The 25,395-nt window shown below is 58.3% G+C and carries 18 protein-coding genes, 3 tRNA genes and 5 pseudogenes; 13 read left to right on the top strand and 13 right to left on the bottom strand.

Translation table 11 applies throughout. The features are described from left to right. Positions 1-3: 3 nt before the first annotated feature. The 4 genes from AC0V2S_RS03425 to AC0V2S_RS03410 all read right to left on the bottom strand — a co-directional run bounded on the left by AC0V2S_RS03425 (position 4) and on the right by AC0V2S_RS03410 (position 4,298). Positions 4-930, bottom strand: coding sequence for a glycosyltransferase (locus tag AC0V2S_RS03425; RefSeq protein ID WP_475508500.1), 927 nt, complete (start codon positions 928-930; stop codon positions 4-6). Then, entirely contained in the window at positions 920-1,810 is an 891-nt protein-coding gene (locus tag AC0V2S_RS03420) for a glycosyltransferase family 2 protein (RefSeq protein WP_475508499.1), read from the bottom strand. Before AC0V2S_RS03420 ends, AC0V2S_RS03425 begins: the two co-directional genes overlap by 11 nt. A 34-nt stretch (positions 1,811-1,844) precedes the next feature. After that, positions 1,845-3,788 carry a tetratricopeptide repeat protein gene (locus AC0V2S_RS03415; RefSeq protein ID WP_475508498.1) on the bottom strand — a complete coding sequence of 648 codons (1,944 nt, stop codon included), beginning with the start codon at positions 3,786-3,788 and terminating at the stop codon, positions 1,845-1,847. A gap of 69 nt (positions 3,789-3,857) precedes the next feature. After that, positions 3,858-4,298, bottom strand: a complete 441-nt coding sequence (locus AC0V2S_RS03410) for a pilin (protein ID WP_475508497.1) — start codon at positions 4,296-4,298, stop codon at positions 3,858-3,860. A 272-nt stretch (positions 4,299-4,570) separates the two neighbouring features. Between AC0V2S_RS03410 and pilB the strand changes: the two are divergent. The 5 genes and pseudogenes from pilB to yacG all read left to right on the top strand — a co-directional run bounded on the left by pilB (position 4,571) and on the right by yacG (position 9,174). Continuing rightward, a pseudogene (gene pilB / locus AC0V2S_RS03405) lies at positions 4,571-6,264 on the top strand (type IV-A pilus assembly ATPase PilB). Positions 6,265-6,267: 3 nt separating this feature from the next. After that, positions 6,268-7,487, top strand: a pseudogene (locus AC0V2S_RS03400) (type II secretion system F family protein). Between the two features lie 3 nt (positions 7,488-7,490). Then, positions 7,491-8,363 carry a prepilin peptidase gene (locus tag AC0V2S_RS03395; protein WP_475508496.1) on the top strand — a complete coding sequence of 291 codons (873 nt, stop codon included), beginning with the start codon at positions 7,491-7,493 and terminating at the stop codon, positions 8,361-8,363. Further along, the gene (gene coaE / locus AC0V2S_RS03390) at positions 8,360-8,971 is read left to right on the top strand and encodes a dephospho-CoA kinase (protein ID WP_475508495.1); all 612 of its coding nucleotides are present in this window, start codon (positions 8,360-8,362) and stop codon (positions 8,969-8,971) included. The genes AC0V2S_RS03395 and coaE overlap by 4 nt, the downstream gene beginning before the upstream one ends. Beyond that, positions 8,968-9,174 carry a DNA gyrase inhibitor YacG gene (gene yacG / locus AC0V2S_RS03385; RefSeq protein WP_110617448.1) on the top strand — a complete coding sequence of 69 codons (207 nt, stop codon included), beginning with the start codon at positions 8,968-8,970 and terminating at the stop codon, positions 9,172-9,174. Before coaE ends, yacG begins: the two co-directional genes overlap by 4 nt. Before the next feature lie 4 nt (positions 9,175-9,178). Here the strand turns inward: yacG and AC0V2S_RS03380 are convergent, their stop codons facing one another. Both AC0V2S_RS03380 and AC0V2S_RS03375 read right to left on the bottom strand, forming a co-directional pair. Then, positions 9,179-9,394 (bottom strand): hypothetical protein, encoded by a 216-nt coding sequence (locus AC0V2S_RS03380; protein ID WP_475508494.1) that lies wholly within the window; start codon positions 9,392-9,394, stop codon positions 9,179-9,181. A gap of 107 nt (positions 9,395-9,501) precedes the next feature. Beyond that, entirely contained in the window at positions 9,502-10,182 is a 681-nt protein-coding gene (locus tag AC0V2S_RS03375) for an energy-coupling factor ABC transporter permease (protein WP_475508493.1), read from the bottom strand. A gap of 119 nt (positions 10,183-10,301) precedes the next feature. Between AC0V2S_RS03375 and AC0V2S_RS03370 the strand changes: the two genes are divergently transcribed. From AC0V2S_RS03370 to AC0V2S_RS03360, 3 genes are all read left to right on the top strand, one after another. Continuing rightward, positions 10,302-10,931 (top strand): DUF1780 domain-containing protein, encoded by a 630-nt coding sequence (locus AC0V2S_RS03370; protein WP_475508696.1) that lies wholly within the window; start codon positions 10,302-10,304, stop codon positions 10,929-10,931. Positions 10,932-11,016: 85 nt separating this feature from the next. After that, positions 11,017-11,190 carry a DUF3094 family protein gene (locus AC0V2S_RS03365; RefSeq protein ID WP_475508492.1) on the top strand — a complete coding sequence of 58 codons (174 nt, stop codon included), beginning with the start codon at positions 11,017-11,019 and terminating at the stop codon, positions 11,188-11,190. 63 nt (positions 11,191-11,253) lie between these two features. Next, positions 11,254-12,555, top strand: coding sequence for an NAD(P)/FAD-dependent oxidoreductase (locus tag AC0V2S_RS03360; RefSeq protein WP_475508491.1), 1,302 nt, complete (start codon positions 11,254-11,256; stop codon positions 12,553-12,555). Positions 12,556-12,775: 220 nt separating this feature from the next. Here AC0V2S_RS03360 and AC0V2S_RS03355 read toward each other — a convergent pair. The 3 genes from AC0V2S_RS03355 to AC0V2S_RS03345 form a co-directional block, all read right to left on the bottom strand. Further along, positions 12,776-12,851, bottom strand: a tRNA-Lys gene (locus tag AC0V2S_RS03355). 5 nt (positions 12,852-12,856) lie between these two features. Beyond that, positions 12,857-12,933 (bottom strand) — tRNA-Pro (locus AC0V2S_RS03350). A gap of 10 nt (positions 12,934-12,943) precedes the next feature. Next, positions 12,944-13,019, bottom strand: a tRNA-Asn gene (locus tag AC0V2S_RS03345). Between the two features lie 205 nt (positions 13,020-13,224). Between AC0V2S_RS03345 and AC0V2S_RS03340 the strand changes: the two genes are divergently transcribed. Both AC0V2S_RS03340 and AC0V2S_RS03335 read left to right on the top strand, forming a co-directional pair. Then, positions 13,225-15,591 (top strand): DUF1631 domain-containing protein, encoded by a 2,367-nt coding sequence (locus AC0V2S_RS03340; RefSeq protein ID WP_475508490.1) that lies wholly within the window; start codon positions 13,225-13,227, stop codon positions 15,589-15,591. Positions 15,592-15,606: 15 nt separating this feature from the next. Beyond that, on the top strand, positions 15,607-15,939 hold the full coding sequence (locus tag AC0V2S_RS03335) for a PilZ domain-containing protein (protein WP_475508489.1): 333 nt from the start codon (positions 15,607-15,609) through the stop codon (positions 15,937-15,939). A 55-nt stretch (positions 15,940-15,994) separates the two neighbouring features. Here the strand turns inward: AC0V2S_RS03335 and clpB are convergent, their stop codons facing one another. From clpB to rluD, 3 genes are all read right to left on the bottom strand, one after another. Next, complete coding sequence (gene clpB / locus AC0V2S_RS03330) at positions 15,995-18,559, bottom strand: ATP-dependent chaperone ClpB (protein WP_475508487.1); 2,565 nt, start codon at positions 18,557-18,559, stop codon at positions 15,995-15,997. Positions 18,560-18,852: 293 nt separating this feature from the next. Further along, positions 18,853-19,581, bottom strand: coding sequence for a peptidoglycan editing factor PgeF (pgeF, locus tag AC0V2S_RS03325; protein WP_475508486.1), 729 nt, complete (start codon positions 19,579-19,581; stop codon positions 18,853-18,855). Then, positions 19,571-20,515: a 23S rRNA pseudouridine(1911/1915/1917) synthase RluD gene (gene rluD, locus AC0V2S_RS03320; RefSeq protein ID WP_475508485.1), complete on the bottom strand. Its 945-nt coding sequence runs from the start codon at positions 20,513-20,515 to the stop codon at positions 19,571-19,573. The genes pgeF and rluD overlap by 11 nt, the downstream gene beginning before the upstream one ends. Before the next feature lie 176 nt (positions 20,516-20,691). Here rluD and AC0V2S_RS03315 point away from each other — a divergent pair, with 176 nt between their 5' ends. Further along, positions 20,692-21,708, top strand: coding sequence for an outer membrane protein assembly factor BamD (locus AC0V2S_RS03315; protein ID WP_475508484.1), 1,017 nt, complete (start codon positions 20,692-20,694; stop codon positions 21,706-21,708). A 67-nt stretch (positions 21,709-21,775) separates the two neighbouring features. On the opposite strand, the pseudogene AC0V2S_RS03310 reads toward AC0V2S_RS03315, so the two are convergent. Beyond that, positions 21,776-23,324 (bottom strand): annotated as a pseudogene (locus tag AC0V2S_RS03310) (NAD+ synthase). 255 nt (positions 23,325-23,579) lie between these two features. Here AC0V2S_RS03310 and AC0V2S_RS03305 point away from each other — a divergent pair. Together AC0V2S_RS03305 and AC0V2S_RS03300 are read left to right on the top strand one after the other, a co-directional pair. After that, positions 23,580-23,786: pseudogene (locus AC0V2S_RS03305) on the top strand (PP0621 family protein); the annotation flags it as partial. A 9-nt stretch (positions 23,787-23,795) separates the two neighbouring features. Then, positions 23,796-25,387: pseudogene (locus AC0V2S_RS03300) on the top strand (sensor histidine kinase). The last annotated feature ends 8 nt before the right edge of the window (positions 25,388-25,395 follow it).

The raw sequence follows: 25,395 nt of genomic DNA, 5'->3' as shown, positions 1-25,395 counted from the left end.
GCCTTAACGCTTGGAGTCGGTAGTGAGCCCGTCTTTCAGACCCCGGAGCATCGCTCGGGCCTGGGCAAAACGCTGCGGATCGGCGATCAGGTGCACACCAAACGTCAGCAGTAACTTGACCACCGCCCACCCCTTCCAAACGACAGGCACATAGGGACGACGAAGCAAACGCAGGGCGTTGCGAAACAGATAATAGTGACGAAGCGGCGACCGTTGCGGCCAAACCTTCCAACCAAACAGCCAGAATCTCAGGCTGCTGTCGCCCATCCGATGAGTGAAAACAGCATCGGCAATGCCGAAAAGGCCCAACCCTGCGTCAGTGACGCGAAAGGCCCAGTCGGTATCGATATGGTCGATAAAAAATCCTGCATCCAAGCCGCCAAGCGCCTCGTACAGAGTGCGGCGCAGCAAGGTGCCGCTCCCATTCACATTGGCGCAGGCAACCGGCGGATCACCGGCCTGGGGATAGCGCCGCACCCAGCGCCAGCCATCAATGCAATGAAAGCCATGCTGAAGTCCGGTTGTATCGTCAAGTAAACGCGGCCCCACGCAGCCGACAGCAACACCCTGCTGCTCCAAGCGCCGAAAACCTTGGAGTAACAGCTCGATGGCAGCGCCCTGCGGCTCACTGTCCTGGTCCATCAGCAGATAGAACTCAGCATCACTGGCGATGGCCGCACCGGCGTTCAGAGCGGCGGACAACCCAATATTGCTCGCGCACTCCAGTAGTTGAGTATTGCCTCGAGTGGCAAGCAGCGCTTTCAGCGCCTTCACTTCTTCCGGCCGCGAGGCGTTGTCGACGACCACCCATAGCGACTGTGCCGGCAATGCCGCCATCTGCCGCTCGAGCACCGTCAGGTCTGGGTGAAAGGTGACGGTGATGATCGCCAGCCCGGCGAGCTCGCCAGGCGCCGGCAGACTATTTGCCACCGTCGTCCTTATACATCAAGGCGGTAATCTGCTCGGAAATAAGCCCCATCAAAAACACCATTACCGACCCGGTGTAGAGCAGAGCGCTCATATTGGTGAACCGGCCAGCGGTCGAAAGCGTGTACCCGTACCAGATGGACGCAGCCAAAAACAGCAAGCCCGCCACCGGCGCGAAAAGCTTCAACGGCGAATACAACGTACCGATCTTGAAGATAATCAGCAGAAAACGCAGACCGTCCTTCAACGGTTTCAGATGGCTGTTGCCAATACGCTTGGCAGCATGAATTGGCTCATACGCAACCGAATAGCCTGCACGGAAAAAGGCCATGGTGCTGGTGGTTGGATATGAAAATCCGTTGGGCAACAGATAGAGGAATTCACGAAACTTGCTGGCCCGCACAATGCGAAAGCCCGAAGTAAGGTCTTCGACCACCTGGCCAGTCATAAAAGTAGCCAGACGGTTGTAGAACTTATTGGCCAGGCCGCGGCCCATGCTGGCTTGGGAGCCACGCTGGCGGGCACCGACAACCATGTCATAACCGGTTTCAAGGCGGGCGAGCAAACGGGCGATATCACTTGGATCGTGCTGGCCGTCGGCGTCCATGAACACGATGAACTCGCCGGTAGCAGCGCGCGCGCCAGACTTGATGGCGGCGCCGTTGCCTTTGCTGTAGGGGTGGGTAACCACAAGCGCCCCCGCAGACTTCGCGATGTCACCGGTACCGTCAGCAGAGCCATCATCCACGACAATGATTTCGGCGAGCGGGAACGCCTTTCGTAAGCCGGCAACAACCGGGCTCAGCGCCAACGCTTCATTCTTTGCGGGCAGTACGATGCTAAGTGAGACTGTAACGTCAGTGTTTACATCGCCCAACGGCATAGAGTCGGTCTCCGTCTTATCGGCTAAAGGTGATCTATTCATGCTGAGTAGTAACCGAGACTTTCGCGGCGATGTCCGCGTGTAGATCTGATTCGAGACGTGAGAACTCATCGTCATATTCTTCTGCCGTACGCCGTAGATTCCTCCGAGGCTGTTCACGGTAAATTTCTTTCGCTTGGGGTAGCAATTTCAAGGCGTGCTCCTGGTAGCCACCGCGAGCCAAATCGGCAACCATCATAAGCGCAGCTTCGGTGTCCGCGTAGCGTGTCATCGACAGCGAATATTCCTCAAATGCAGAATCTGGTTTGCCTTGAACCGTATAAAGCCTGGCCTTCAAATACGGCGCCAAACGCTGGAACACACTGAGGCGCTGGTACTTTATGTTAGTACTCATAACGTCAATTAGATCTTGGGTGTACTCAAGATAAGCAGGGTTGCCGCCAGGCTCTACGACTTTATCCACCAACGAGCGCAAGCCCTGGACGCCTTGAGTGTCAAAGGGCTGCACTGCAAGTTTATTGGCAGCCGTGGAAAAGTCTATTGTTACTGCGTCACCGGCGTAAACTTTTTGCAACAACAAGCGAAGGGTGAGTAATGCGCTATCCGGAAGCCTTTCTATCGCTTTCTCGACATATGCATTAACTTCGCTACCCCGGCCATTGTTTATCAAGAAATTAGCGATCGCGTTTTGCGCACGAGGGGACTCAGGGGTCGAGACAGCCCAGTACATCTGCAGGTTATCTGTATTTTTCCAGAGGCCTACGCGTTGAGCTGTCATTAGCGTGACCACACCAAGCACGGCGCAAGCGACTGAAATGGCTACTTTTGGTTGAAATTTTTCGCTTAAACGAACTATCCCAATGGCAATGGGCAAAAACAAAAATGCGGCGGCTGCGTAATTTCGGTGCTCAAAGTAGAGTTCCAGGCCAACGACCGTGGACTCCATCAGTTGACCAACAAAAAAGAACAATATTGCCAGCGAGAAAAACGGGAAACGCTTTCGCAGGAGCAGGCTGGCGATGCCCAACATAAGAAGGCCAATCAATGAATAAAATGTGGTTATTGGGGAAAACAAACCACGAGACACTTCATATCCATCTTGAAAAAGCCCTCGCCCCTCAATACGTGGAATATAGAGATGAAAAAGGTATTCCCAGATAATTCGCCCTTCGCTAAGCAATCGCTCGGGCTGATCAAATGTGCGAATCGGCCAAACGTCTGGGGAAAAGTCGATCATTTTCGCCAGCGCGCCAACTAAAATCAGGGATGGCAACCATAAAATAAAGAAGCTCCACCACCTGACAGGACGGTCCACAGGCGATACTGCTGGCCGACAAAACTCGACCACAACAATTAACAACGGCAGGAGCGCGCCATTTTCCTTGCTAAGAACAGCCAACAACGTTCCTAAACCTACTGATAGCGTCATCCACGCGTAACTTGCTCTAGGCTTTGACAGCAAGAGCATTCGTCCTTGGAGATAGCCGGCAAGGCCCGCAAACATGAAGAGCGCCGCCAATTCCGTCATGCGTTGCACGACATACAAAGTGGTCGAAACGAAATAGGGATGTAAAAGCCAAATAGCGGCGCTTAACAGAGCCGCCCAGACAGCCTGTTTTTCAGCAACCCGATAAAAGCGCAGCAGCAACAGTGTGCTCCAGCACAACAACGTGCCAACCAGTAAATGAATCCAGAGATTAGTTAGTTTGAAACTGAAGGGTTGGCTAGGCCACGTGTTGTCGTTAAGCAGGAAACTCAGTAGAGAGAGAGGACGGCCTGTCGGGCCGGAGAAACCACTGAATACAAATGCCTTCAACGAATTGATATCTACGACGCCGCCGTATGTGCCCAACTCTTGAAGGTTAGGAAAGTCGTCAAATAAAAATCCGCCTTGCAGGCCCGGCACATAAATCAGAAAGCACAGCAACAGCGCAGACCAAAAAAAAATGACAGGGTTTAGCGACGAAGCCTTGAACATGCGAACCCTAATTTTATCCGTGAAATAAAAATTGCCCGCCGAAGCGGGCAATTTACAAAACAACCGAGCTTAGCCGCGGCAGGAGCTTGGGTAGTACTTAGCAGAAGCTGCGTTAGTGGCACCGCTACCGGAACATTTCCAGTTCAACGAACCAGAAGAAGTGGTCGGGCTCAGGGTCAGAGTCAACGAGCCGACGCCAGCAGCAACGCCGGAGGCCTTCATAGTTGCGATGATCTTGCCAGTTGTTTGGGTAACCGAGGCAACATACTTACCAGTAATGGAAGATGCCATACCAGCGGACTGCTCGGAAGACGGGAATCTGCCATTGGTGGAGTAGAATTCAGCGATCGAAGTCTTAGCACCGCTAGCCAGAGTCATGGCTTCGGTCATTTGCGAACGGCCCATGTAGTCCTGGTAAGCCGGCAGAGCGATGGCGGCCAGAATACCGATGATCGCAACCACGATCATCAATTCGATAAGGGTAAAACCCTTCTGCATTTGAGCTTTCATGTGTATCCCCTGGGTAGTTGAAGTGACCTACGACGAAATTGGTTAACGTCCTACGTCTGCCAGGAGTAAAAGCAGATTGCGTGCCAGCTTTTCAAGTTCCCATCGCAGCAGCCGATTACAGGCTCTGACTGCCTCGCCCTGCGCGGACTTAAAGTTTTCAAATAGCCTAAAAAACTCAAAAGTGACGCTTTTTGGCACTTCATATTCCACCATTTGGCACAAGCGGGCGACTAGGCTATAAGGCAGGATGATTTCCGTGAGCCGCACACACCATGAATGACATCGTGAACCTGACCGGCCTGGCCAAACAACTCGTTGTGGCAGAGCTGCTGGACGAGAAAAGCGCCAAACTGGCTCAGACCCAGGCCCAGCGCAATAAGACTTCGCTCGTCACTTATCTGGTCCAGAACAAACTGGTTAAAAGCCGCCAGCTTGCTGAAGTCGCGGCAGAACAGTTTGGTATCGCCTTTCTCGACCTCGGTAGCCTGGACAAAGAAAGTCAGCCTAAGGATCTGGTTGCCGAAAAACTAGTGCGCCAACACCGTGTGCTGCCTTTATGGAAGCGTGGCAACAAGCTTTTTCTGGGTATTTCGGACCCGACCAATCATCAAGCCATTACTGATGTGCAGTTCAGCACCGGCCTTAATACAGAAGCGATTCTGGTCGAGGACGACAAGCTGGGCGATGCCATTGACAAGTTTTTCGATAGCGCCAACTCCGCCATGGACGACTTGGGCGACATCGATTTGGATATCGAAGCAGTCGACGAAAACGGGCCTGGCAAGGAAGAGAATCAGGAAGCCGACGATGCGCCTGTAGTGCGCTTCGTTAACAAGATGCTGCTGGACGCCATCAAGATGGGCTCGTCCGACTTGCACTTCGAGCCGTACGAAAAAGCTATCGGGTGCGCTTTCGTACCGACGGCATCTTGCATGAAATCGCCCGCCCGCCGATCCAGCTCGCACCACGCATTTCTGCTCGTCTCAAGGTTATGGCCAGCCTGGATATTTCCGAGCGCCGTAAACCGCAAGACGGCCGGATCAAGATGCGTATTTCGAAAACCAAATCCATCGACTTTCGCGTCAGCACCTGCCCAACCTTGTGGGGCGAAAAGATCGTGATGCGGATTCTCGATTCCTCCAGCGCCCAGATGGGCATCGATGCACTGGGTTATGAAGAGTCGCAGAAAGACCTTTATATGGCGGCGCTCAAGCAGCCGCAGGGCATGATTCTGGTGACCGGCCCGACGGGGTCGGGGAAAACCGTTTCGCTTTATACCGGTTTGAACATTCTCAACACGGTTGATGTAAACATCTCCACCGCGGAAGACCCGGTAGAGATAAACCTGGAAGGTATCAACCAGGTAAACGTAAACCCGAAGCAAGGCATGGACTTTACCGCCGCGCTGAAGTCGTTCCTGCGCCAAGACCCGGACATCATCATGGTCGGCGAGATCCGTGACTTGGATACAGCGTCGATTGCGGTCAAGGCTGCACAGACTGGCCACATGGTTATGTCGACACTGCACACCAACAGCGCCGCAGAAACCCTGACGCGTTTGCGCAATATGGGCGTGCCGTCGTTCAACATCGCCACTTCGGTAAACCTGATCATTGCCCAGCGCTTGGCACGCAAGCTCTGCGGTACCTGTAAGAAAGAAGTACCGGTGCCCCGCGAGGTTCTTATTGAAGAAGGCTTCCCGGAAGACAAGATCGGCACCTTCAAGATTTTTGGCCCTGTTGGCTGCGATTTGTGTAACCACGGCTATAAAGGCCGTGTCGGGATTTATGAAGTGGTTAAAAACACGCCTTCGCTACAACGCATTATCATGGAGGAAGGCAACTCCATCGATATCTCGGTGCAAATGCGCAAAGATGGCTTTAACGACCTTCGTACCTCAGCCCTGCTGAAGGCCATGCAGGGTGTGACCAGCCTCGAAGAAGTGAATCGCGTGACTAAGGACTAATTCATGGCCGTTAAAGCGATAAAAACCGCCACTTTCACTTGGGAAGGTACGGATAAGAAAGGCTCCAAGATCAAAGGCGAGATGGCTGGCCAGAATCCTGCCTTGGTCAAAGCGCAATTGCGTAAGCAGGGTATCAACCCGCTGAAAGTGCGCAAAAAAGCCGTGTCTTTGTTCGGCGGCGGCGGCAAAAAATTAAGCCGATGGACATTGCCCTGTTCGCGCGACAAATGGCAACGATGATGAAAGCCGGCGTGCCGCTGCTGCAGTCGTTCGACATCATCGGTGAGGGCCTTGAAAACCAGAATATGCGCAAACTGGTGGACGAGATCAAACAGCAAGTCGCTGCCGGTAATAGCTTCGCCACTGCGCTCCGCTCCAAGCCTTTGTACTTCGATGATCTGTTCTGCAACCTGGTAGATGCGGGTGAACAAGCGGGTGCGCTGGAAAACCTGTTGGATCGCGTTGCAACCTACAAAGAAAAAACCGAAGCACTGAAAGCCAAGATTAAAAAAGCCATGAACTACCCGATCGCGGTAGTTGTGGTTGCCGTTGTTGTTTCGGCCATTTTGCTGATCAAGGTAGTACCTCAGTTTGCGTCGGTATTTGCTGGCTTTGGTGCCGAACTGCCTGCGTTTACTCGCTTTGTCGTAGGGCTATCTGAAGGCCTGCAAGAATGGTGGTACGTCTTCCTGTTTGGCATAGTCGGTTTCATTTTTGCGTTTACGGAAACGAAGAAGCGCTCTCCCAAAATGCGTGATGCGCTTGATCGAATCATTCTCAAAGCGCCAATCGTGGGTGACATCACCTACAAGTCCTCAGTTGCCCGCTTCGCTCGCACCCTTTCCACCACCTTCGCCGCCGGTGTACCGCTGGTTGAGGCGCTGGACTCCGTGGCCGGCGCTACCGGGAACATCGTGTTCCGCAACGCTGTACTCAAGGTCAAGCAAGACGTGACTTCGGGTATGCAGTTGAACTTCTCGATGCGCACGACGGGCGTTTTCCCCTCCATGGCAATCCAAATGACAGCCATCGGTGAAGAATCCGGCGCTCTGGATTCGATGCTCGACAAAGTCGCCAGCTACTACGAAGCCGAAGTCGACAACGCCGTAGATGGTCTTACCGCACTGATGGAGCCGTTGATCATGTCCGTACTCGGCGTGCTGATCGGCGGCCTGGTTATCGCCATGTACCTGCCAATTTTCCAACTGGGTTCTGTCGTCTAATCCATGCAAGTTATCGAACTTTTGGCCAGCCACGCGCTGGCCTTTGTTTTTTTCGCGCTGCTTATAGGCTTGCTGGTCGGCAGTTTCCTCAACGTCGTGGTGTATCGCCTACCGGTGATGATGAAGCGCGACTGGCAACACCAGGCGCGGGAAATTCTTGAGCTGCCGGCTGAGCCCAAAGGCGAAACCTTCAATCTGGTACTGCCCAACTCCCGCTGCCCGCATTGCCAGCATGAGATCAAAGCCTGGGAAAATATCCCGGTGGTCAGCTACCTAGCGCTGCGCGGCAAGTGTTCTTCCTGCAAAGCGCCAATCAGCAAACGTTACCCGCTGGTAGAGCTGACGTGCGGGCTGCTATCGGCCTACGTCGCCTGGCACTTCGGCTTTACCTGGCAAGCCGGCGCCATGCTGTTGCTGACCTGGGTCCTGCTGGCCATGAGCCTGATCGACGCCGACCACCAATTGCTGCCGGACGCGCTCGTATTGCCGCTGCTGTGGATCGGCCTGATCGTCAACCAATACGACCTATTCGCCAGCCCACAAGATGCGCTGATCGGCGCCATCGCCGGCTATCTCAGCCTGTGGTCGGTGTACTGGCTGTTCAAGTTGGTGACGGGCAAGGAAGGCATGGGCTATGGCGATTTCAAATTGCTGGCCATGCTCGGCGCCTGGGGCGGTTGGCAGGTGTTGCCGCTGACGATTCTGCTGTCGTCGTTGGTGGGCGCGGTGTTAGGCGTGATCATGCTGCGTTTGCGCAATGCCGAAACCAGCACGCCCATTCCCTTCGGCCCGTACCTGGCGATTGCCGGCTGGATTGCTTTGCTCTGGGGTGATCAAATAACCGGCACCTACCTTCACGTCGCCGGATTTAAATGACTACACCCTGGATTCTCGGGCTCACGGGCGGTATCGGCAGTGGCAAGAGCGCGGTTGCCCAACACTTTATCGACCTCGGTGTGCATTGCGTAGACGCCGACCACGCCGCTCGCTGGGTAGTGGAACCCGGCAAACCGGCCTTGGCGGCCATCGCTGAACATTTTGGTTCTGAGGTATTGCAGGCCAATGGCGAGCTAGACCGCGCGGCGCTGCGCCAGCTCATCTTTCAAGCACCTGAAGAACGCCGCTGGCTGGAAGCTTTGTTGCACCCGCTGATCGGCGAAGAAATCATCGCCAGCCTGAAGAGCGCAAAATCCCCCTACGCGATTCTGGTGTCGCCGCTGCTGGTAGAGTCTGGCCAGCACAAGCTGACTCAGCGTGTGCTGGTTGTCGACGCCCCCGAGCAGTTGCAGTTGCAGCGCACCATGTTGCGTGATCAAGCTTCGGAAGAGCAGGTGCACGCCATTCTCAAGGCGCAGGCACTGCGCGAAGATCGCCTGAAACATGCCGATGATGTGCTGCTTAATGACCGCGATTTGCCCTGGCTGCAGAGCGAAGTTGAACGCCTGCACCGTTTTTATCTCACCCTTCATGGAGGCCAGCCATGAGCCAAGCTCCAATCGTTAAATGCCCAACCTGCGGCGCGCCCGTCGAGTGGGGTCCGCAAAGTGTCAGCCGGCCGTTTTGCAGCGAGCGCTGCAAGTTGATTGATCTCGGCGCCTGGGCGGCGGAAGAACACGCCATACCGGTCGACCCGCTGGAAGACGAGCTGTTTTCCAGCGACCTGGATATCCCGCCGCAACGCCACTGACCGCTTACGGCCGCATAAAGCTGTAATCGCGGTCGTCGTCGAGGTTATCCGCCAGAAATTGCAGCTCTTGCGCCAGGTCTGCGGGGCTGCGATGCACTTTGCTCTCTTCCACCACGGCGCTTAGTAGCGCGCGTAATGCCAGCGCCGGTTCGTAGCCTTCAGCGCCTGCTGCTTCCAGGCTGACCCGCAACTGCTCCTTCGCCCAAGTGTGCACACTCATCTCACAAACTCCTCAGTGATTGCCGACCTGGCAGGCCGCAGAGTGGCGATTGTGCCGGGCGCTCGGCTGATGCAGATCAAGCCGTGGCGCGCTATAAAACCGGCGAATCAGTCGTCATCTTTCCAGGGGGCCTGCAGGTAGCGGTCGCGGTTGAAGGTTTCCAGCCATTCGGGCTTGAACACTACAAGGGCGGTGATGAGCGTGCCGTTGATAAAGGCCTCGGGGAACATCACCAGCCACAGGTAACCGACAAAGTCTTCGAGCCAGAACGGCATGGGAAAGCGGCCGTCGAGCCACAGCACCCAAAGTCCGAGCAACACGCAAAGCAAAGCCGCCAGCGCTGCCGGAAAGAAGCCGGAGCAGAAGATATAGACGAACAAGTTTTGCGATTGCTTGCGCTCAACCCACAGCGCACAGAGTTCAGTGACCAATACGGGCACCAGCACCAGAAGTACGCCGTTGACGCCCATGGCCGCCAGGTCTTGCCGGCCGATGGCTAGCAAGCCGAGTTGCGCCGCTACCCCGCCGAGCACTGCCAGCGGCCAGTCCAGCAACAGGGTAACGGCGGTCATCCCGATAAAGTGAAAGGAAACGCCCACCTCGAAATCACGCCGCACCAGCCAGAGTAAAAACAGCACCAGCACCGTGCCGAACAGCAAATGCTGGCGGCGGATATCGCTGAACAATTCCAGCCAGGGTGAGCGACAGGCCGCCCACGCCAACACCGGCAAATAAATCAGCCAGCCGATGGTGAGGGTGGTGGTGGACAGCAGCTCGGCGGCGATCACGGCAGCGACAGAGGGGCGCGGTGGTCGGCGGCCAGCACGGGGAGAATCGACATGGTGAACTCCAGCCTGAACGAAAACGCAGTCTACACCGCCAGCCACAGCCGGCTAAGCTTGCAGACATGGATGACTCTGAGTACCTACGTTTACTGACAGACCAGGCCGAACAGGCCAACGCCCTGCTCTCCAATGCACGCAAATGGGAGCGGGAGCGTTGGGTTTGCCAGCGCTTTTTACAGGCGCTGAACGTGCCGCATCGCCTGGACGAGTTCAGCGCCGCCGAACATGACCCGCCTGACGTGCTGTTTCATGACGCGCATTTCGAGGTGTTTTTTGTGCTGGATGAAGGCCGGCGTCTGAATGACGAATGGCGACAGGAGCTGGAACGACGGCGCAATGCTTACTCCCTCAGCCAATTGGTCGAGCATGAAGCGCGGCCACGAAAGATACGCGCCACAGAACTGCAGAACCGCCTGGCGCCCACCCTGCGCAAAAAGGCCGCCAGCTACCGTGAACGTCTGATTGATACCGCCAACCTGGACATGCTGGCCTACGTGAATCTCAAACGTGAGATCACCGATTTCAACAGCGCGTTCCCACCGCCTACCGAATTTCTCCATCAGGGCTGGCGCTCGCTGTCGCTGCTGGGACCGAACTTCGCTCGGGTGCTCTTCGCTCACCCTACTGCGCCGAATTTTCTGCGGGTAAACCTGGGACGCACGGTGCTTCTGGATATCGGCATCAGCCTCTGAGCGTTATTTTTGTGTAATACGCGTATTACATTGAGTCAGATCAAATCCCACGACTAGAATGTTTGCATCCCACACGAGGCCTGCCATGACCAGCCGACTCAGTCCTGACGACCAAGCACGCGTCGACCAGCACCTCAGCGCGCCGCACCATCAAATCGAGCGTCGGCCGTTTCGTCCGTGGTTTCTGCTTTTTATCGTGTTGGCCTCGGTCATTGGCCTGGGCCTTCTCAGCCGTTTACTCAGCCGGTTAGTGCTATGAGCTGCTTCGCGCTCGCCTCGCCGGCGTTTTGCCGAATCCCTGAAAGCCTTATGAGATATCACCATGTCCCATCGCATCATTATTGTCGGCGGCGGCGCCGGCGGCTTGGAGCTTGCTACCCGCCTGGGTAAGACCCTGGGTAAACGCGACCTGGCGCGCGTCACCCTGGTTGATGCCAACCTCACCCATATCTGGAAACCGCTGCTGCACGAAGTGGCGGCCGGCTCGTTGAACTCTTCGGAAGATGAGCTCAACTATGTCGCCCAGGCCAAGTGGAACCACTTCGAGTTCCAGTTGGGGCGTATGGAGGGGCTGGATCGCAGCGCGAAAAAAATCCAACTTTCGGCCACCCTGGATGAACAGGGCGAAGAATTGGTGCCTGCGCGCTCGCTGGATTACGACACGCTGGTGATTGCCGTCGGCAGCACCACCAATGATTTCGGCACGCCGGGCGCTGCGGAGCATTGCCTGTTTCTCGACACCCGCGTGCAAGCCGAACGCTTTCACCGCCAATTGCTGAACCACTACATGCGCGCCCATGCCAATCAGGCGGGCAATGCGGAGCAGATCAGCGTGGCGATTGTCGGCGCCGGTGCGACGGGCGTTGAGCTGGCCGCTGAACTGCACCACGCGGCGCATGAGCTGGCGGCTTACGGGCTCGACAGCATCAAGCCGGAAAATATGCGTATCACGCTGATTGAAGCGGGACCGCGTGTTTTGCCGGCGCTGCCGGAGCGCATTGGCCAGCCGGTGCATAAAACGCTGGAAAAGCTCGGGGTGACCGTGCTGACCAATGCGGCGGTGAGCGAGGTAACGCGCGACAGTTTGAAGACAGCGCAGGGGCAGGATATTCCCGCCAGCCTCAAGGTATGGGCTGCCGGTATTCGCGCTCCGGATTTCCTCAAGGAACTGGATGGCCTGGAAAGCAATCGCATCAATCAGCTACAAGTGCGGCCGACTCTGCAGACCACACGCGATGACAATATTTTTGCCTTCGGAGACTGCGCCGCCTGCCCACAGCCGGGTGAGGACGGGCGTAATGTGCCGCCGCGTGCACAAGCGGCTCACCAGCAAGCATCGTTGCTGGCCAAATCGCTGAAGTTGCGCATTGAAGGCAAAGCCCTGCCGACCTATCGCTACCGCGATTACGGCTCGCTGATTTCGTTGGCGAGTTTTTCTGCGGTCGGCAACCTGATGGGCAATCTGACCGGCAGCGTGATGCTGGAAGGATGGTTGGCGCGGATGTTCTATGTGTCTCTGTACCGTATGCACCAGATGGCGCTGTACGGTGTATTCCGCACCATGATGCTGATGCTGAGTGACCGGATTGGCCGCGGAACTGAGCCGCGCTTGAAGCTGCATTAATCCGTAATCGTAGGATGGGTAGAGGCGTAGCCGAAACCCATCATCGCAACGATGGTTTCGCTGCGCTCGCCTAGGCGGCCACACCCATCCTACGAAAGCGAGCAACGAAAATTAAATCGCACAAACAAAAAAGGCATCCCGAAGGATGCCTTTTTTGATGGCTCCATGCTGTTAAGCACTTCGCCTAAGATTTAACTCTTTAAACATCAAGAGCCAAAAATGGTGGGTCGTGTGGGACTCGAACCTACGACCAATTGGTTAAAAGCCAACTGCTCTACCAACTGAGCTAACGACCCAAAAATGGTCGGGGTAAGGGGATTCGAACTCCTGACATCCTGCTCCCAAAGCAGGCGCGCTACCGGACTGCGCTATACCCCGGTTGAAAGATTGGCTCCGCGACCAGGACTCGAACCTGGGACCCAATGATTAACAGTCATTTGCTCTACCGACTGAGCTATCGCGGAACTACTTGCTTCCATCTCTTTACGTCATTTGCTGTTAGGCATTTGCCGTATCGAGGCGCTGCATTTTAAGGATATTCGGAACCCTGTCAACCCCCTAAATAGCTTTTAAGACAATGATTTGCGGCAACACCATCACCACTCTATGTTTGCCTGAGATATGATCGCTGCAGGATGCATAAGCCGGCCGGCTTGAACAGGACAGTCCATGAGCACGCAGGACCAACCACCACTACCTCGAACCAACCAGACCCTCGCCAGTCGCGGCATTCAACCGCGCTTTGGCGAGTTGGTGCAGGGTTGCCGCAAGCTCGCCATGAACCGATTGGCCGAACACCTCACCGGGGTTTTCGGCCAGGTGGATGACACGCTGTTCGAATGCGCAGAGAAAGCCGAGAACAATAAAGTGCAATCGTTGTTCTTCGACAACATGCGCGAAATTCGTCGGCAACGCCCGCAGATCGAGCGCAGCTACCACCAACGTGTGGCGCAGAATTTTTCCAATTTTCTTGAAGGCACGCTCGAACCCGAGGCGGGCGCCACGTCGCTGCGCGCCGAAGATCTTTCGCTGATCCAGAACGAGGATTACGAAGAGAGCCTGCAAGTCACCAATATGGTCAGCCGGGTAAAGGCCCGTTGCGCCGAGCCGCTGTTTGCACTTGAGCAACGGCTGGCGGTGTTGAACAACGGCCACAAGCTGGGCGAAGACAGCAATCCGTTCGGCCCACGCGCCATTGCCCAGGCATTTCGCGAAGCATTGGCGCCCACGCCGTTTCCGCCGCAGATCAAAACCATCCTCTATATGTTGTTTGATCGCCATGTCATGCAGAGCCTCGACCGCCTGTATGAAGCGATGAACCAGCGCCTGATCGATGCCGGCGTACTGCCGAATCTGAAATACGCACCGCAACGCACACCGGATGCGCGCCGTGCGCCGACTGCAGCGCGAGAAGCAGCGCCTGTTGCTACCGCGCCTGCAGCCGATGCGCCACGCGCAACAGCGGCGCAACCAACTAGCGCGCCCGCGACGTCCTACGCACCCGCGGTACCCAGTGATGAATCGCCGCGCGTGCCCTACGACGCATCCGGCCCCGAGCCTACCGACCCTGTTGCATTGTTCAGCAGCCTGGCCGCCCTGCTCGGCGAACGCCGCCACTACAACGTTGACGCTCCACTGCTGGGCGGCACCCGCAGCATCGCCAGCTTCGCGCCGCAAGGTGCCACCCGCACCTATGCCGCCAGCGACTTGCTCGACGCCCTAAACCGCCTGCAGCAACAATCGGCGCTGGATTTCTCTCAGCGCCTGCAGCGCCCGCAGCAAGTAGAAGACTTCAAAGTCGACCTGCAACAACAGCTCGAAACCCATAGCAGCCTGCCCGGCCAGCAAAAGCTGTCGGATCAGGAAGCGGACGTTATCGACCTGGTGGGCATGCTGTTCGACTTTATTCTCGACGACGAGAACCTGCCGGACACCTGCAAAACCGCCCTCTCCCACCTGCACACGCCGTACCTCAAGGTGGCGTTGCTGGACAAGGCGCTGTTCACCCAGCACCACCACCCGGCGCGACGCCTGCTCAACGCCATGGCGCAAGCCGGCGTGCTGTACGGCGGTGAAGAAGACGACCGTGGCCTGCTGGCGAAAATTCACTGGGTGGTCGAACGCGTCATCCAGGGCTTCGATGGCGACCTCAAGCTGTTCGACAGCCTGCTGGAAGAATTCAACGAGTTCACCACCAACCTGCAACACAAGGTGGCATTGCGCGAACGCCGCGCCGTCGAGGCCGCGAAGGGGCGCGACAAATTACTCGGTGCGCGCCAGCAAGCGGTGGACATCATTGCCCGCGCGCTGGCCAACCGTCAGCCGCCACCCCTGATTCGCAACTTCCTCGAACTGACCTGGACCGACGCCCTGGTGTTTGTGCTGCTACGCCACGGCGAACGCAGCGCCGAATGGCAGCGCTACAGCGAAGTGGCTGAGCAGCTTGCATGGAGCAGCACGCCGCTCAATACCGCCGGGCAAGAGCGCCTGCAGAGCATTCGCGTGCAACTGCTGGAAGACTTGCGCAAGGGCCTGGAAATTCTCGGCGGCTATCACGAAGACGGCATTCGGCGCCTGCTGCAAGACATCGTCGCCTGCCAGCACGCCGTGCAAGCCAAACAACCGCAAGTGGCCGCCAAGCTCAATCCAGTGCTGCCGGAAAGCCCGCTCGGCGCCATGCTCGGTGAAGACGCCGCGTTGGTGAACTCCGCGCCGCAGGCCTCCGGGCTGTCGCACCAGGCGCAGCTGATTGCCAAGGAACTGGGACGTATCGAGTTTGGTACCTGGTTTGAATTTATTGACGGCGCGCAGGTGCGTAACCTGAAGCTGTCATGGTTCAGCCCCACCACGCACAACTACATGTTCGTCGACCATAGCGGGCAACGCGTGGCGATCAAACCGTTGACCATTTTAGCCAACGAGATGGAACAAGGCTTGGTTCGCATCCTCCAAACGGAACGCGGGGCCCCGTTGGTGGACCGCGCCCTGACCGCCATCTACCGGGTGTTGCAGCGCTTCACCGGTCGCGCCGAATAAAGTTAAGGAGCCGTAATGGACGATCGTCGTCAGCACAGTCGCCACACCACTGAGCTGCATCTGGAAGTGTACGACCTGCACTCCGAGCGCCACCTGGGCCGCGTGGTAGACCTGTCTATCGAAGGTTTCATGATCTTCGGTGACTGCCCGCAGGAAGCCGATGCGCTGCTCGAGTGCCGCCTGATGTCGTACCCGCCGGTTGAGGGCCTGACCGAAGTACGCCTGGGCGCCGACTGCCTGTGGAGCCGGCCAGGCGCCGATGGGCAGCATTGCTGGTCGGGCTTCCACATCATTGATCTGGCCGAAGACCAGGCCGTGTTGCTCGAAGCTTTGCTCAAGCGGCTGTAAATCGCCGGCATAAAAAAGCCCCGCATCTGCGGGGCTTTTTGTTGTTGCCGTGGGGTTATTCGAAGACGATTTCGTCGCCATCGACCACACCGGTCACCGTCGAGCCGGGCATGAATTTGCCGCTCAGAATCAACTGCGCCAACGGGTTTTCGATCCAACGTTGCACCGCGCGTTTCAGCGGCCGTGCACCGTACACCGGGTCGTAACCCACCGCGATCAGCTTATCCAACGCTTCATCGCTCAACTCCAGTTTCAGCTCGCGCTCGGCCAGACGCTTATCCAGCCGCGCCAGTTGAATCCGCGCAATACCGGCAATCTGGTCACGGGCCAGCGGTTCGAAGATCACTACCTCGTCGATCCGGTTGATGAACTCCGGCCGGAAATGGTTGCTCACCGCGTCCATCACCGCCGCGCGCTGCGCTTCCTGGTCGCCGACCAACTCCTGAATCTGCGCCGAACCGAGGTTCGAGGTCATCACGATCACGGTGTTGCGAAAATCCACAGTACGGCCGTGGCTATCGGTCAACCGACCATCTTCCAGCACCTGCAACAGCACGTTGAAGACATCCGGGTGCGCCTTCTCGACTTCGTCCAGCAGCACCACCGAGTACGGCTTGCGGCGTACCGCTTCGGTGAGGTAACCGCCCTCTTCGTAACCGACATAGCCGGGTGGCGCACCGATCAAACGGGCCACCGAGTGTTTCTCCATAAACTCCGACATGTCGATGCGCACCAGCGCCTCTTCGGTGTCGAACAGGAACTCGGCCAAGGCCTTGCACAGCTCGGTTTTACCCACGCCGGTCGGGCCGAGGAACAGGAACGAACCGCTCGGGCGATCCGGGTCCGACAAGCCCGCACGGGACCGGCGCACGGCGCTAGCGACTGCCGTCACTGCTTCGTTCTGACCGATGACCCGCTGATGCAGCAGGCCTTCCATATTCAGCAGTTTTTCCCGCTCGCCTTCGAGCATCTTGGACACCGGAATACCGGTCCACTTGGAAACGACTTCGGCAATTTCTTCCTCGGTCACGCGGCTGCGCAGCAGCTGGTTTTCCGTTTTGCCGTGCTGGTCGACCATCTGCAGGCTGCGTTCCAGATCCGGGATGATGCTGTATTGCAGTTTGGCCATCTGCTCCAGATCGCTACGCCGGCGCGCGGCCTCCAGCTCCTGGCGGGCCTGCTCGATTTTCTGCTGGATCTGCGCCGAGCCTTGTACTTCGGCTTTCTCCGACTTCCAGATTTCCTCGAGGTCGGCGTATTCGCGCTCGTACTTGGCGATGTCTTCCTGCAGCTTGTCCAACCGCTTCAGGGCGGCGTCGTCGCTTTCTTTTTTCAGCGCCTCACGCTCAACCTTCAGCTGAATCAGGCGACGCTCCAGACGGTCCAGCACTTCCGGTTTGGAGTCAATTTCCATGCGGATGCGGCTGGCGGCTTCGTCCATCAGGTCGATGGCTTTGTCCGGCAACTGGCGGTCGGTGATGTAGCGGTGGCTGAGTTTGACCGCCGCGATAATCGCGCCGTCGGTAATCGCCACTTTGTGGTGAACCTCATAACGCTCTTTGAGGCCACGCAGAATGGCGATGGTGTCTTCTTCGGTCGGCTCTTCCACCAACACTTTCTGGAAACGTCGCTCCAGCGCCGCATCCTTTTCGATGAACTGGCGGTACTCGTTCAGCGTGGTCGCGCCGACGCAGTGCAACTCGCCGCGAGCCAGCGACGGCTTGAGCATATTGCCGGCGTCCATCGCGCCTTCGGCTTTACCGGCGCCGACCATGGTGTGCAGTTCGTCGATAAACAGAATGACGCGGCCTTCCTGTTTCGACAGTTCGTTAAGCACCGCTTTCAGGCGCTCTTCGAACTCACCGCGGAACTTGGCACCGGCAATCAACGCGCCCATGTCCAACGACAGCAGGCGTTTGTCTTTCAAACCATCCGGCACTTCGCCGTTGACGATGCGCTGGGCCAGGCCTTCGGCAATGGCGGTTTTACCCACGCCAGGCTCACCGATCAGCACCGGGTTGTTTTTGGTTCGGCGCTGCAGAACCTGAATGGTGCGGCGAATTTCGTCGTCACGGCCGATCACCGGATCGAGCTTGCCTTCTTCGGCGCGCTTGGTGAGGTCGACAGTGTATTTATCCAGCGCCTGGCGCGATTCCTCGACGTTAGGGTCGTTGACGGCATCGCCGCCGCGCAGGTTATTCACTGCGTTTTCCAGGGCTTTTTTGCTCACGCCTTGGCCAAGCAGCAGCTTGCCGAGTTTGGTGCTGTCATCCAGCGCGGCCAGCAGCACCAACTCGCTAGAGATAAATTGGTCGCCTTTCTGCTGCGACAGGCGATCGGCCTGGTTGAGCAGGCGCGCCAGGTCCTGGGACAGGTTCACGTCACCGGTGGGGTTCTGGATTTTTGCCAGATGGTCGAGTTCTTTGGTCAACGCCTGACGCAGGCTGTTGACGTCGAAACCGGTCTGCATCAGCAGCGGCTTGATCGAGCCGCCCTGCTGCTCAAGCAGCGCCTGCATAAGGTGCAGAGGCTCGATGGCGGCGTGGTCCAAGCCCACGGCCAGAGATTGGGCGTCAGATAACGCTAATTGCAATTTGCTGGTTAAACGATCAATACGCATAGGTTCACCTTCCTTTAGAGGGCAGCCGGCGCAGTGGACGCACCTGATGAAAAAAGTCTGCCGAGATGCTCAAGTAAGTGAGGCCGTTTGTCTGGGATTCAAGGTGCACGGGTGCGCAATGAAAACAAACGGTCTGCCACGCGGGATGACCGGCGCGTGAATTGACTGTAGCCGTAGGATGGGTAGAGCGAAGCGAAACCCATGCTGTTGAGCAAGACGGTTGTGCGCGATGGGTTTCGCCAGAGGCTCTACCCATCCTACAGGCTTCTACATGGGCAGCAGCGAGCCTGGGTTCAGGATGCGAGCCACACCAGGGACGCGAAACGGCCGGTGCGCGCGGCGCGGCGGTAGGAGAAAAAGCGCGGATCGGTGACGGTGCATAAGCCGCCGCCGTATACAGCGGTGACGCCGCGTGCCGCCAGGCGCAGGCGCGCCAGCTGGTAGATATCGGCGAGGTATTTTCCGGCATTGGCGCTCGGTACAAACGCCTGCTCGGCCTCGGGCTGCACGGCCATAAAGGCTTCGCGCACCTCAGCACCGACTTCAAACGCTTGCGGGCCGATGGCCGGACCCAGCCAGACCAACACCTCATCGGCCGGAATGGCCAACGCATCAAGAGTGGTTTCCAGCACACCGTTAACCAGCCCGCGCCAGCCGGCATGGGCCGCGGCCACGCGAGTGCCGGCACGGTCGCAGAACAGCGCGGGCAAACAATCGGCGGTCATTACGGTACAGGCGACGCCGGGGGTGGCAGTCCAGCTGGCGTCGGCTTCAGCGACCACAGTTGGGTCGGCGGCGGCTACGGCAATGCCGTGCACCTGTTGCAACCAGGCGGGCTGGCAGTTCAGGTGGGCGATAAGTGCATGACGGTTGGCAGCAACCGCTTCAGGGTTGTCGCCGACATGGTCACCGAGGTTAAAGCTGTCGAAAGGCGCCTGGCTGACACCACCGGCCCGGGTGGTGACGCAGGCTTTGACCCGCGCCGGGGCGGGCCAGTCTGGCGTGAGCCAATCAGCCGACAAAGGCTTCACGGTCCTGGCGCAGCAGCGACAGCAGCCACACGAAGTCATCCGGCAGGGCCGATTCCCACTTCATGCGCTGGCCCGTCACCGGATGGGTGAGCTCAAGAAAGCGCGCATGCAGGGCTTGACGGGGAAACTCTTTCAGCGCTTGCAGCATGGTGGGGTTGGCCGCCGGCGGAATACGGAAACGGCCGCCGTACGCCGGGTCGCCTACCAACGGGTAGTTGATATGCGCCATGTGCACGCGAATCTGGTGGGTGCGGCCGGTTTCCAGTTTGACGCGGGTATGGGTGTGCGAGCGGAAACGCTCCAGCACGCGGTAATGGCTGATGGCTTGTTTGCCGCCTTCCATTACTGCCATCCGTTGACGTTGTTGGCCGTGACGGCCGATCGGCGCGTCGATTTTGCCGCCGGCGGTAATCACGCCGATGACGATGCATTCATAGATGCGGCTGACCGAACGCTTTTGCAGTTGGTCGACCAGTTGGGTCTGCGCCTGAATGTTTTTTGCCACCACCATCAAACCGGTGGTGTCTTTGTCCAGACGGTGCACGATGCCGGCGCGCGGCACGTTAACGATGTCCGGGATGTGATGCAGCAGCGCGTTGAGCAGCGTGCCGCTCTGGTGACCGACGGCAGGATGCACCACCAGACCGGCAGGCTTGTTGATCACCAGGATGTCGTCGTCTTCGTAGACGATATCCAGCGCGATGTCCTCCGCTACCCATTCACCCTGAGCTTCCTGCTCGGCATCGAGTGCCAGCACGCTGCCGCCATGCACGATATCGCGGGGGCGTACCACCTCGCCGTCCACCGTCAAAAGGCCTTCTTTGATCCAGGCGGTAAGGCGCGAACGCGAGTGTTCGGAGAAGAGTTGGGCGGCGACTTGGTCGAGGCGTTGGCCGCCCAAATCGGACGGAACCTCGGCGCGCATCTGGATGGCTAACTTATTAATTGGAGGAATGCTCGGAAACGGCGCGGCGTAGGCTTTGGTTTCGGCTACGTGCTTGTGGTTAAATACGGCGTCTTTGTCCCGGGGTAACCGGGGCGCTCATCATAACAGGACGGCTCTGCTCAAGACAGCCAGCCGTCACAGGGACGCAAGCCGCCATGCAAGTGAAACACCTGCTGCTGATCGCCATCCTCGCTCTCAACGTTGCTTGTTCATCTAATGAAGTTGTAGACGAAAATCTGAGTGAGTCCGAGCTGTACCAGCAGGCACAGACCGATCTGGACAATAAAAGCTACACCAGCGCCGTTACCAAGTTGAAGGCACTGGAGTCCCGTTATCCGTTTGGCCGCTATGCCGAACAGGCGCAGTTGGAGCTGATTTACGCCAACTACAAAAACGCCGAGCCGGAAGCTGCCAAGTCTGCCGCCGAGCGTTTTATCCGCCTGCACCCGCAACACGCCAACGTCGACTACGCCTACTACCTCAAGGGTCTGGCCTCGTTCGACCAGGACGTCGGCCTGCTGGCGCGCTTCCTGCCGCTGGACATGACCAAGCGTGACCCGGGCGCCGCCCGTGACTCCTTCAACGAGTTCGCGCAGCTCACCAGCCGCTTCCCCAACAGCCGTTACTCGCCGGATGCCAAGCAGCGCATGATCTATCTGCGCAACCTGCTGGCCGCCTATGAAGTGCACGTGGGCCACTACTACCTGAAGCGTCAGGCGTACGTAGCCGCGGCCAACCGCGGTCGTTATGTGGTCGAGAACTTCCAGGAAACCCCAGCTGTCGGCGATGGCCTGGCGATCATGACCGAGGCCTACCAGCGCCTGGCCCTGAACGACCTGGCTGACTCCAGCTTGCAAACCCTGAAGCTCAACTACCCGGACAACCCAAGTCTGGTAGACGGCAAGTTCGTGCCGCAGGAAGACGAAGCCGACAACCGCAGCTGGCTGAGCAAAGCCACCCTGGGCCTGATCGAAAGCGACGCGCCGCTGCCACCGGGCGAAACCCGCGCCAGCCAGGACGTGATCAAGCAATACCAGGACGCCGAGCAAGAGATTCCGGAAGACCTGCAACCAGCTGATCAAAGCACCGACGTTGAAGAAGAACACGAAGCGGAAGGCAATAGTGACGACCGCTCATGGTTCAGCTACATGACATTTGGTGTGTTTGACTAAACCGCCATCGGTAAATAAAAAGGCGTCCTTCGGGACGCCTTTTTTGTTTCTGCCATTCGCCTGGCAATCAATCCCCCAACCGCCACCCCGACGTAATCGGATACCGCCGATCCCGCCCAAACCCGCGCTGCGTCACCCGCACGCCCACCGCCGCCTGCCGCCGTTTGTACTCGTTGATATCCACCAACCGCAGCACACGCTTCACCGTTTCTTCGTCAAACCCTTCGGCAACGATGGCGTTGGCCGACAGGTCGTATTCGATATACAGACGCAGAATTTCATCCAGCACTGGGTAGGCCGGCAGCGAGTCTTCGTCTTTCTGGTCCGGCGCCAGCTCGGCCGAGGGCGGCCGGTCGATCACTCGCTGGGGAATCACGTATCCCAGACTGTTGCGGTATTCGCAAAGGCGGAACACCAGGGTCTTGGGCACGTCCTTGAGCACATCGAAGCCGCCCGCCATATCGCCATACAGCGTGGCGTAGCCCACCGCCATTTCGCTCTTGTTGCCGGTAGTCAGCACCAGATAGCCCTTCTTGTTGGAGATGGCCATCAACGCCGTGCCGCGGCAGCGGGCCTGCAGGTTTTCCTCGGTGGTGTCGCGCCCCAGCCCTTCGAAGACCGGCGCCAAGGTGGCCAGAAACGCATCGACCATCGGCGCAATCGGCAGCACGCGGTAGGTGACGTTGAGCGCCTTGGCCTCAGCCTCGGCATCGTCGAGGCTTATTGTCGCGGTGTAGTGGTACGGCATCATCACCGCTTCCACATGCTCGGCACCCAAGGCGTCCACGGCTACGGCCAATGTCAGCGCCGAGTCGATGCCACCAGACAACCCCAGAATCACACCCTTGAAACCGTTCTTCTGCACATAGTCCCGCACGCCCAGCACCAGCGCCTGATACACACTGGCCTCCAGCGTCGGCACCGGCGCGCAGTGGGCCGGCCGTGGCAGCACAGTTCCATCTTCGACCGTAAAATCCACCGGATACAGCCCTTCGACAAACGCCGGCGCTCGCTGGGCCAACTCGCCGCGGGCATCGATTACGCAACTGCCGCCATCGAATACCAGCTCGTCCTGCCCGCCCACCTGGTTGACGTAAACAATCGGCATCCCCGCCTCGGCAACGCGCTGGGCAAGGATGCTTTCACGCTCGTGCTGCTTTTCCAGGTGAAACGGCGAGGCATTGAGGCTCAGCATTATCTGAGCGCCGGCCGCCTTGGCCTGGGCGATGGGCTCGGCAAACCAGATGTCTTCACAGATAGTCACCGCCACCTGCACGCCTTTTATATCAGCACGCAAGGCCCAAAGCCGGCGACGAAATAGCGCTTCTCGTCGAACCCGGTAGTTGGGCAATTTCTGTTTGTAATAGGTGGCGAGCAGCACGCCGTCGGCTATCACGGCGCAGGCGTTGTAACGTTGGTCGCCGTCCAGCCAGGGATAACCGACCACCATATAGATGCCGCGCACTTCGTCCTGCAGCGCTGCAGACCTGCTCAATACGCCGCTGCATACTGGAACGCAGCAGCAGGTCTTCGGGCGGATAGCCGCAGAGCGTCAGTTCGGGGAAGACAATCACATCGGCGCGCCATTGCTCGCGCGCCTCGAGCGAGGCCTCAATGATCCGTTCAACGTTGCCATGCACATCGCCCACACGCAGGTTCAGTTGGGCCATCACGACCCGCAAGATTTGGCTCATCCCCACCTCCGTTCAGCCACCGTTTGTAGGAGCCAGCTTGCTGGCGAACCCCACGAACGCCCATCACGCCCCTACAGTAAAGCCAAACGTCACAGTAATCACACCGCAGCCACTTCCCGGCTGTGCTGGCGCCACGACTTGGCTAAACTGCCTGCCTTACGAAAAGAAGAGTCACTTATGGGACGCCTGTTGATTTGGATCGGTTTGATCTTTGCCGTGTACTGGTTGTGGCGCCGCGCCCAGCGCCCCGCGCCGGCCAAGCCAGGTATCGAGGAAGCCCAACCGATGGTCCGTTGCGCCCACTGTGGCGTGCATACGCCGCGCGTCAACGCGTTGAGCCAAGACTCCCAATGGTTCTGCAGCCAGGCCCACCTCGAGCAGGGTGCCCACACAGTGACCGGTGAAGCCCTGGCTCTGAGCAGCCAGCAAGGGCAGCGCATTCTCAAGATCTACCACCTGTACCGAATCGCCATCGGCGTGATGCTGGTGGTGCTGATTTCCAGTGACCTCGACAGCCAATTGCTCGAGCTGGCCAACGACAAACTGTTCAAATACGGCAGCTGGCTGTACCTGATCCTCAACGCCTTTATCGCCCTGGTGGTGCGACGCCCGCAGCACCTGGCCCAGGTGTTCAGCCTGAGCATGGTCGATGTCATCCTGCTGGCCGGGCTGTTTTACGCCGCCGGCGGCACCCCTAGCGGTATCGGCAACCTGCTGATCGTTGCCGTGGCGATTGCCAATATTCTGCTGCGCGGCCGGATCGGTCTGCTGATCGCCGCCGTTGCCGCGATGGGCCTGATCTACCTGACCTTCTACCTGAGCCTCAACCACCCCTCGGCCTCCTCGCAGTACCTGCAAGCCGGCGCCCTGGGCACGTTGTGCTTTGCTGCGGCGTGTTCGTGCAGGGCGTTACCCGGCGCTTGCAGGTGAGTGAAACCCTCGCGGAAAAACGCGCCGCCGACGTCGCCAACCTCGAAGCCCTCAACGCCCTGATTCTGCAGCGCATGCGCACCGGCATTCTGGTGCTCGACGGCCAGCACCGCGTGCTGCTCGCCAACCAAGGCGCCCTCAGCCTGCTGGGCCGCGAAGAACTGGCCGGGAAGATTCTCGACCCGCACAGTCCGGAACTGGTGAAGCGCCTGCAACACTGGCAGCGCAACCCTACCCTGCGCCCACTGAGCATGCAGGCCATTGCCGATGGCCCGGTTTTGCAACCGAGCTTCGTCACCCTGCAACGCGGCGAACAGCAAGACACTCTGGTGTTTCTCGACGACATCTCGCAAATCGCCCAGCAGGCGCAGCAGCTCAAACTCGCCTCCCTGGGCCGCCTCACCGCCGGCATCGCCCACGAAATCCGCAACCCGCTGGGCGCCATTAGCCACGCTGCACAGTTGCTGCAGGAATCCGAAGACCTCGACGGCCCCGACCTGCGCCTGGCGCAGATTATTCAGGACCACTCGCGGCGCATGAACCTGGTGATCGAGAACGTGCTGCAGCTGTCGCGTCGACGTCAGGCCGAGCCGCAACTGCTGGACCTCAAATACTGGCTGCACCGCTTCGCCGCTGAGTTTCGCACCACCACCAGCGACAACCAGTTGCTGCACCTGGACACAACTGGCAGCACCATCCAGACCCGCATGGACCCCAATCAACTCACCCAGGTGCTGACCAACTTGGTGGAAAATGGCCTGCGCCACAGCGCCATCCAACACAAGCAAGGCCAGGTGTGGCTCAAACTGTTCCGCGATACCGACAGCGACCTGCCGGTGCTGGAAGTGCTGGATAACGGCGCCGGCGTGCCCACCGAACACCTGCAGAATATTTTCGAGCCCTTCTACACTACGGAAAACAAAGGCACGGGCCTCGGCCTGTACATCTCCCGCGAACTCTGCGAAAGCAACCAGGCCCGTCTGGATTACAAAACCCGCGATGTCGGCGGTGGCTGCTTCCGTATTACCTTCGCCCACCCGCGCAAACTGAGCTGACCATGACC

Source organism: Pseudomonas sp. CC11G, from assembly GCF_056174845.1.
This window is presented reverse-complemented; position numbering and strand designations above follow the sequence as displayed.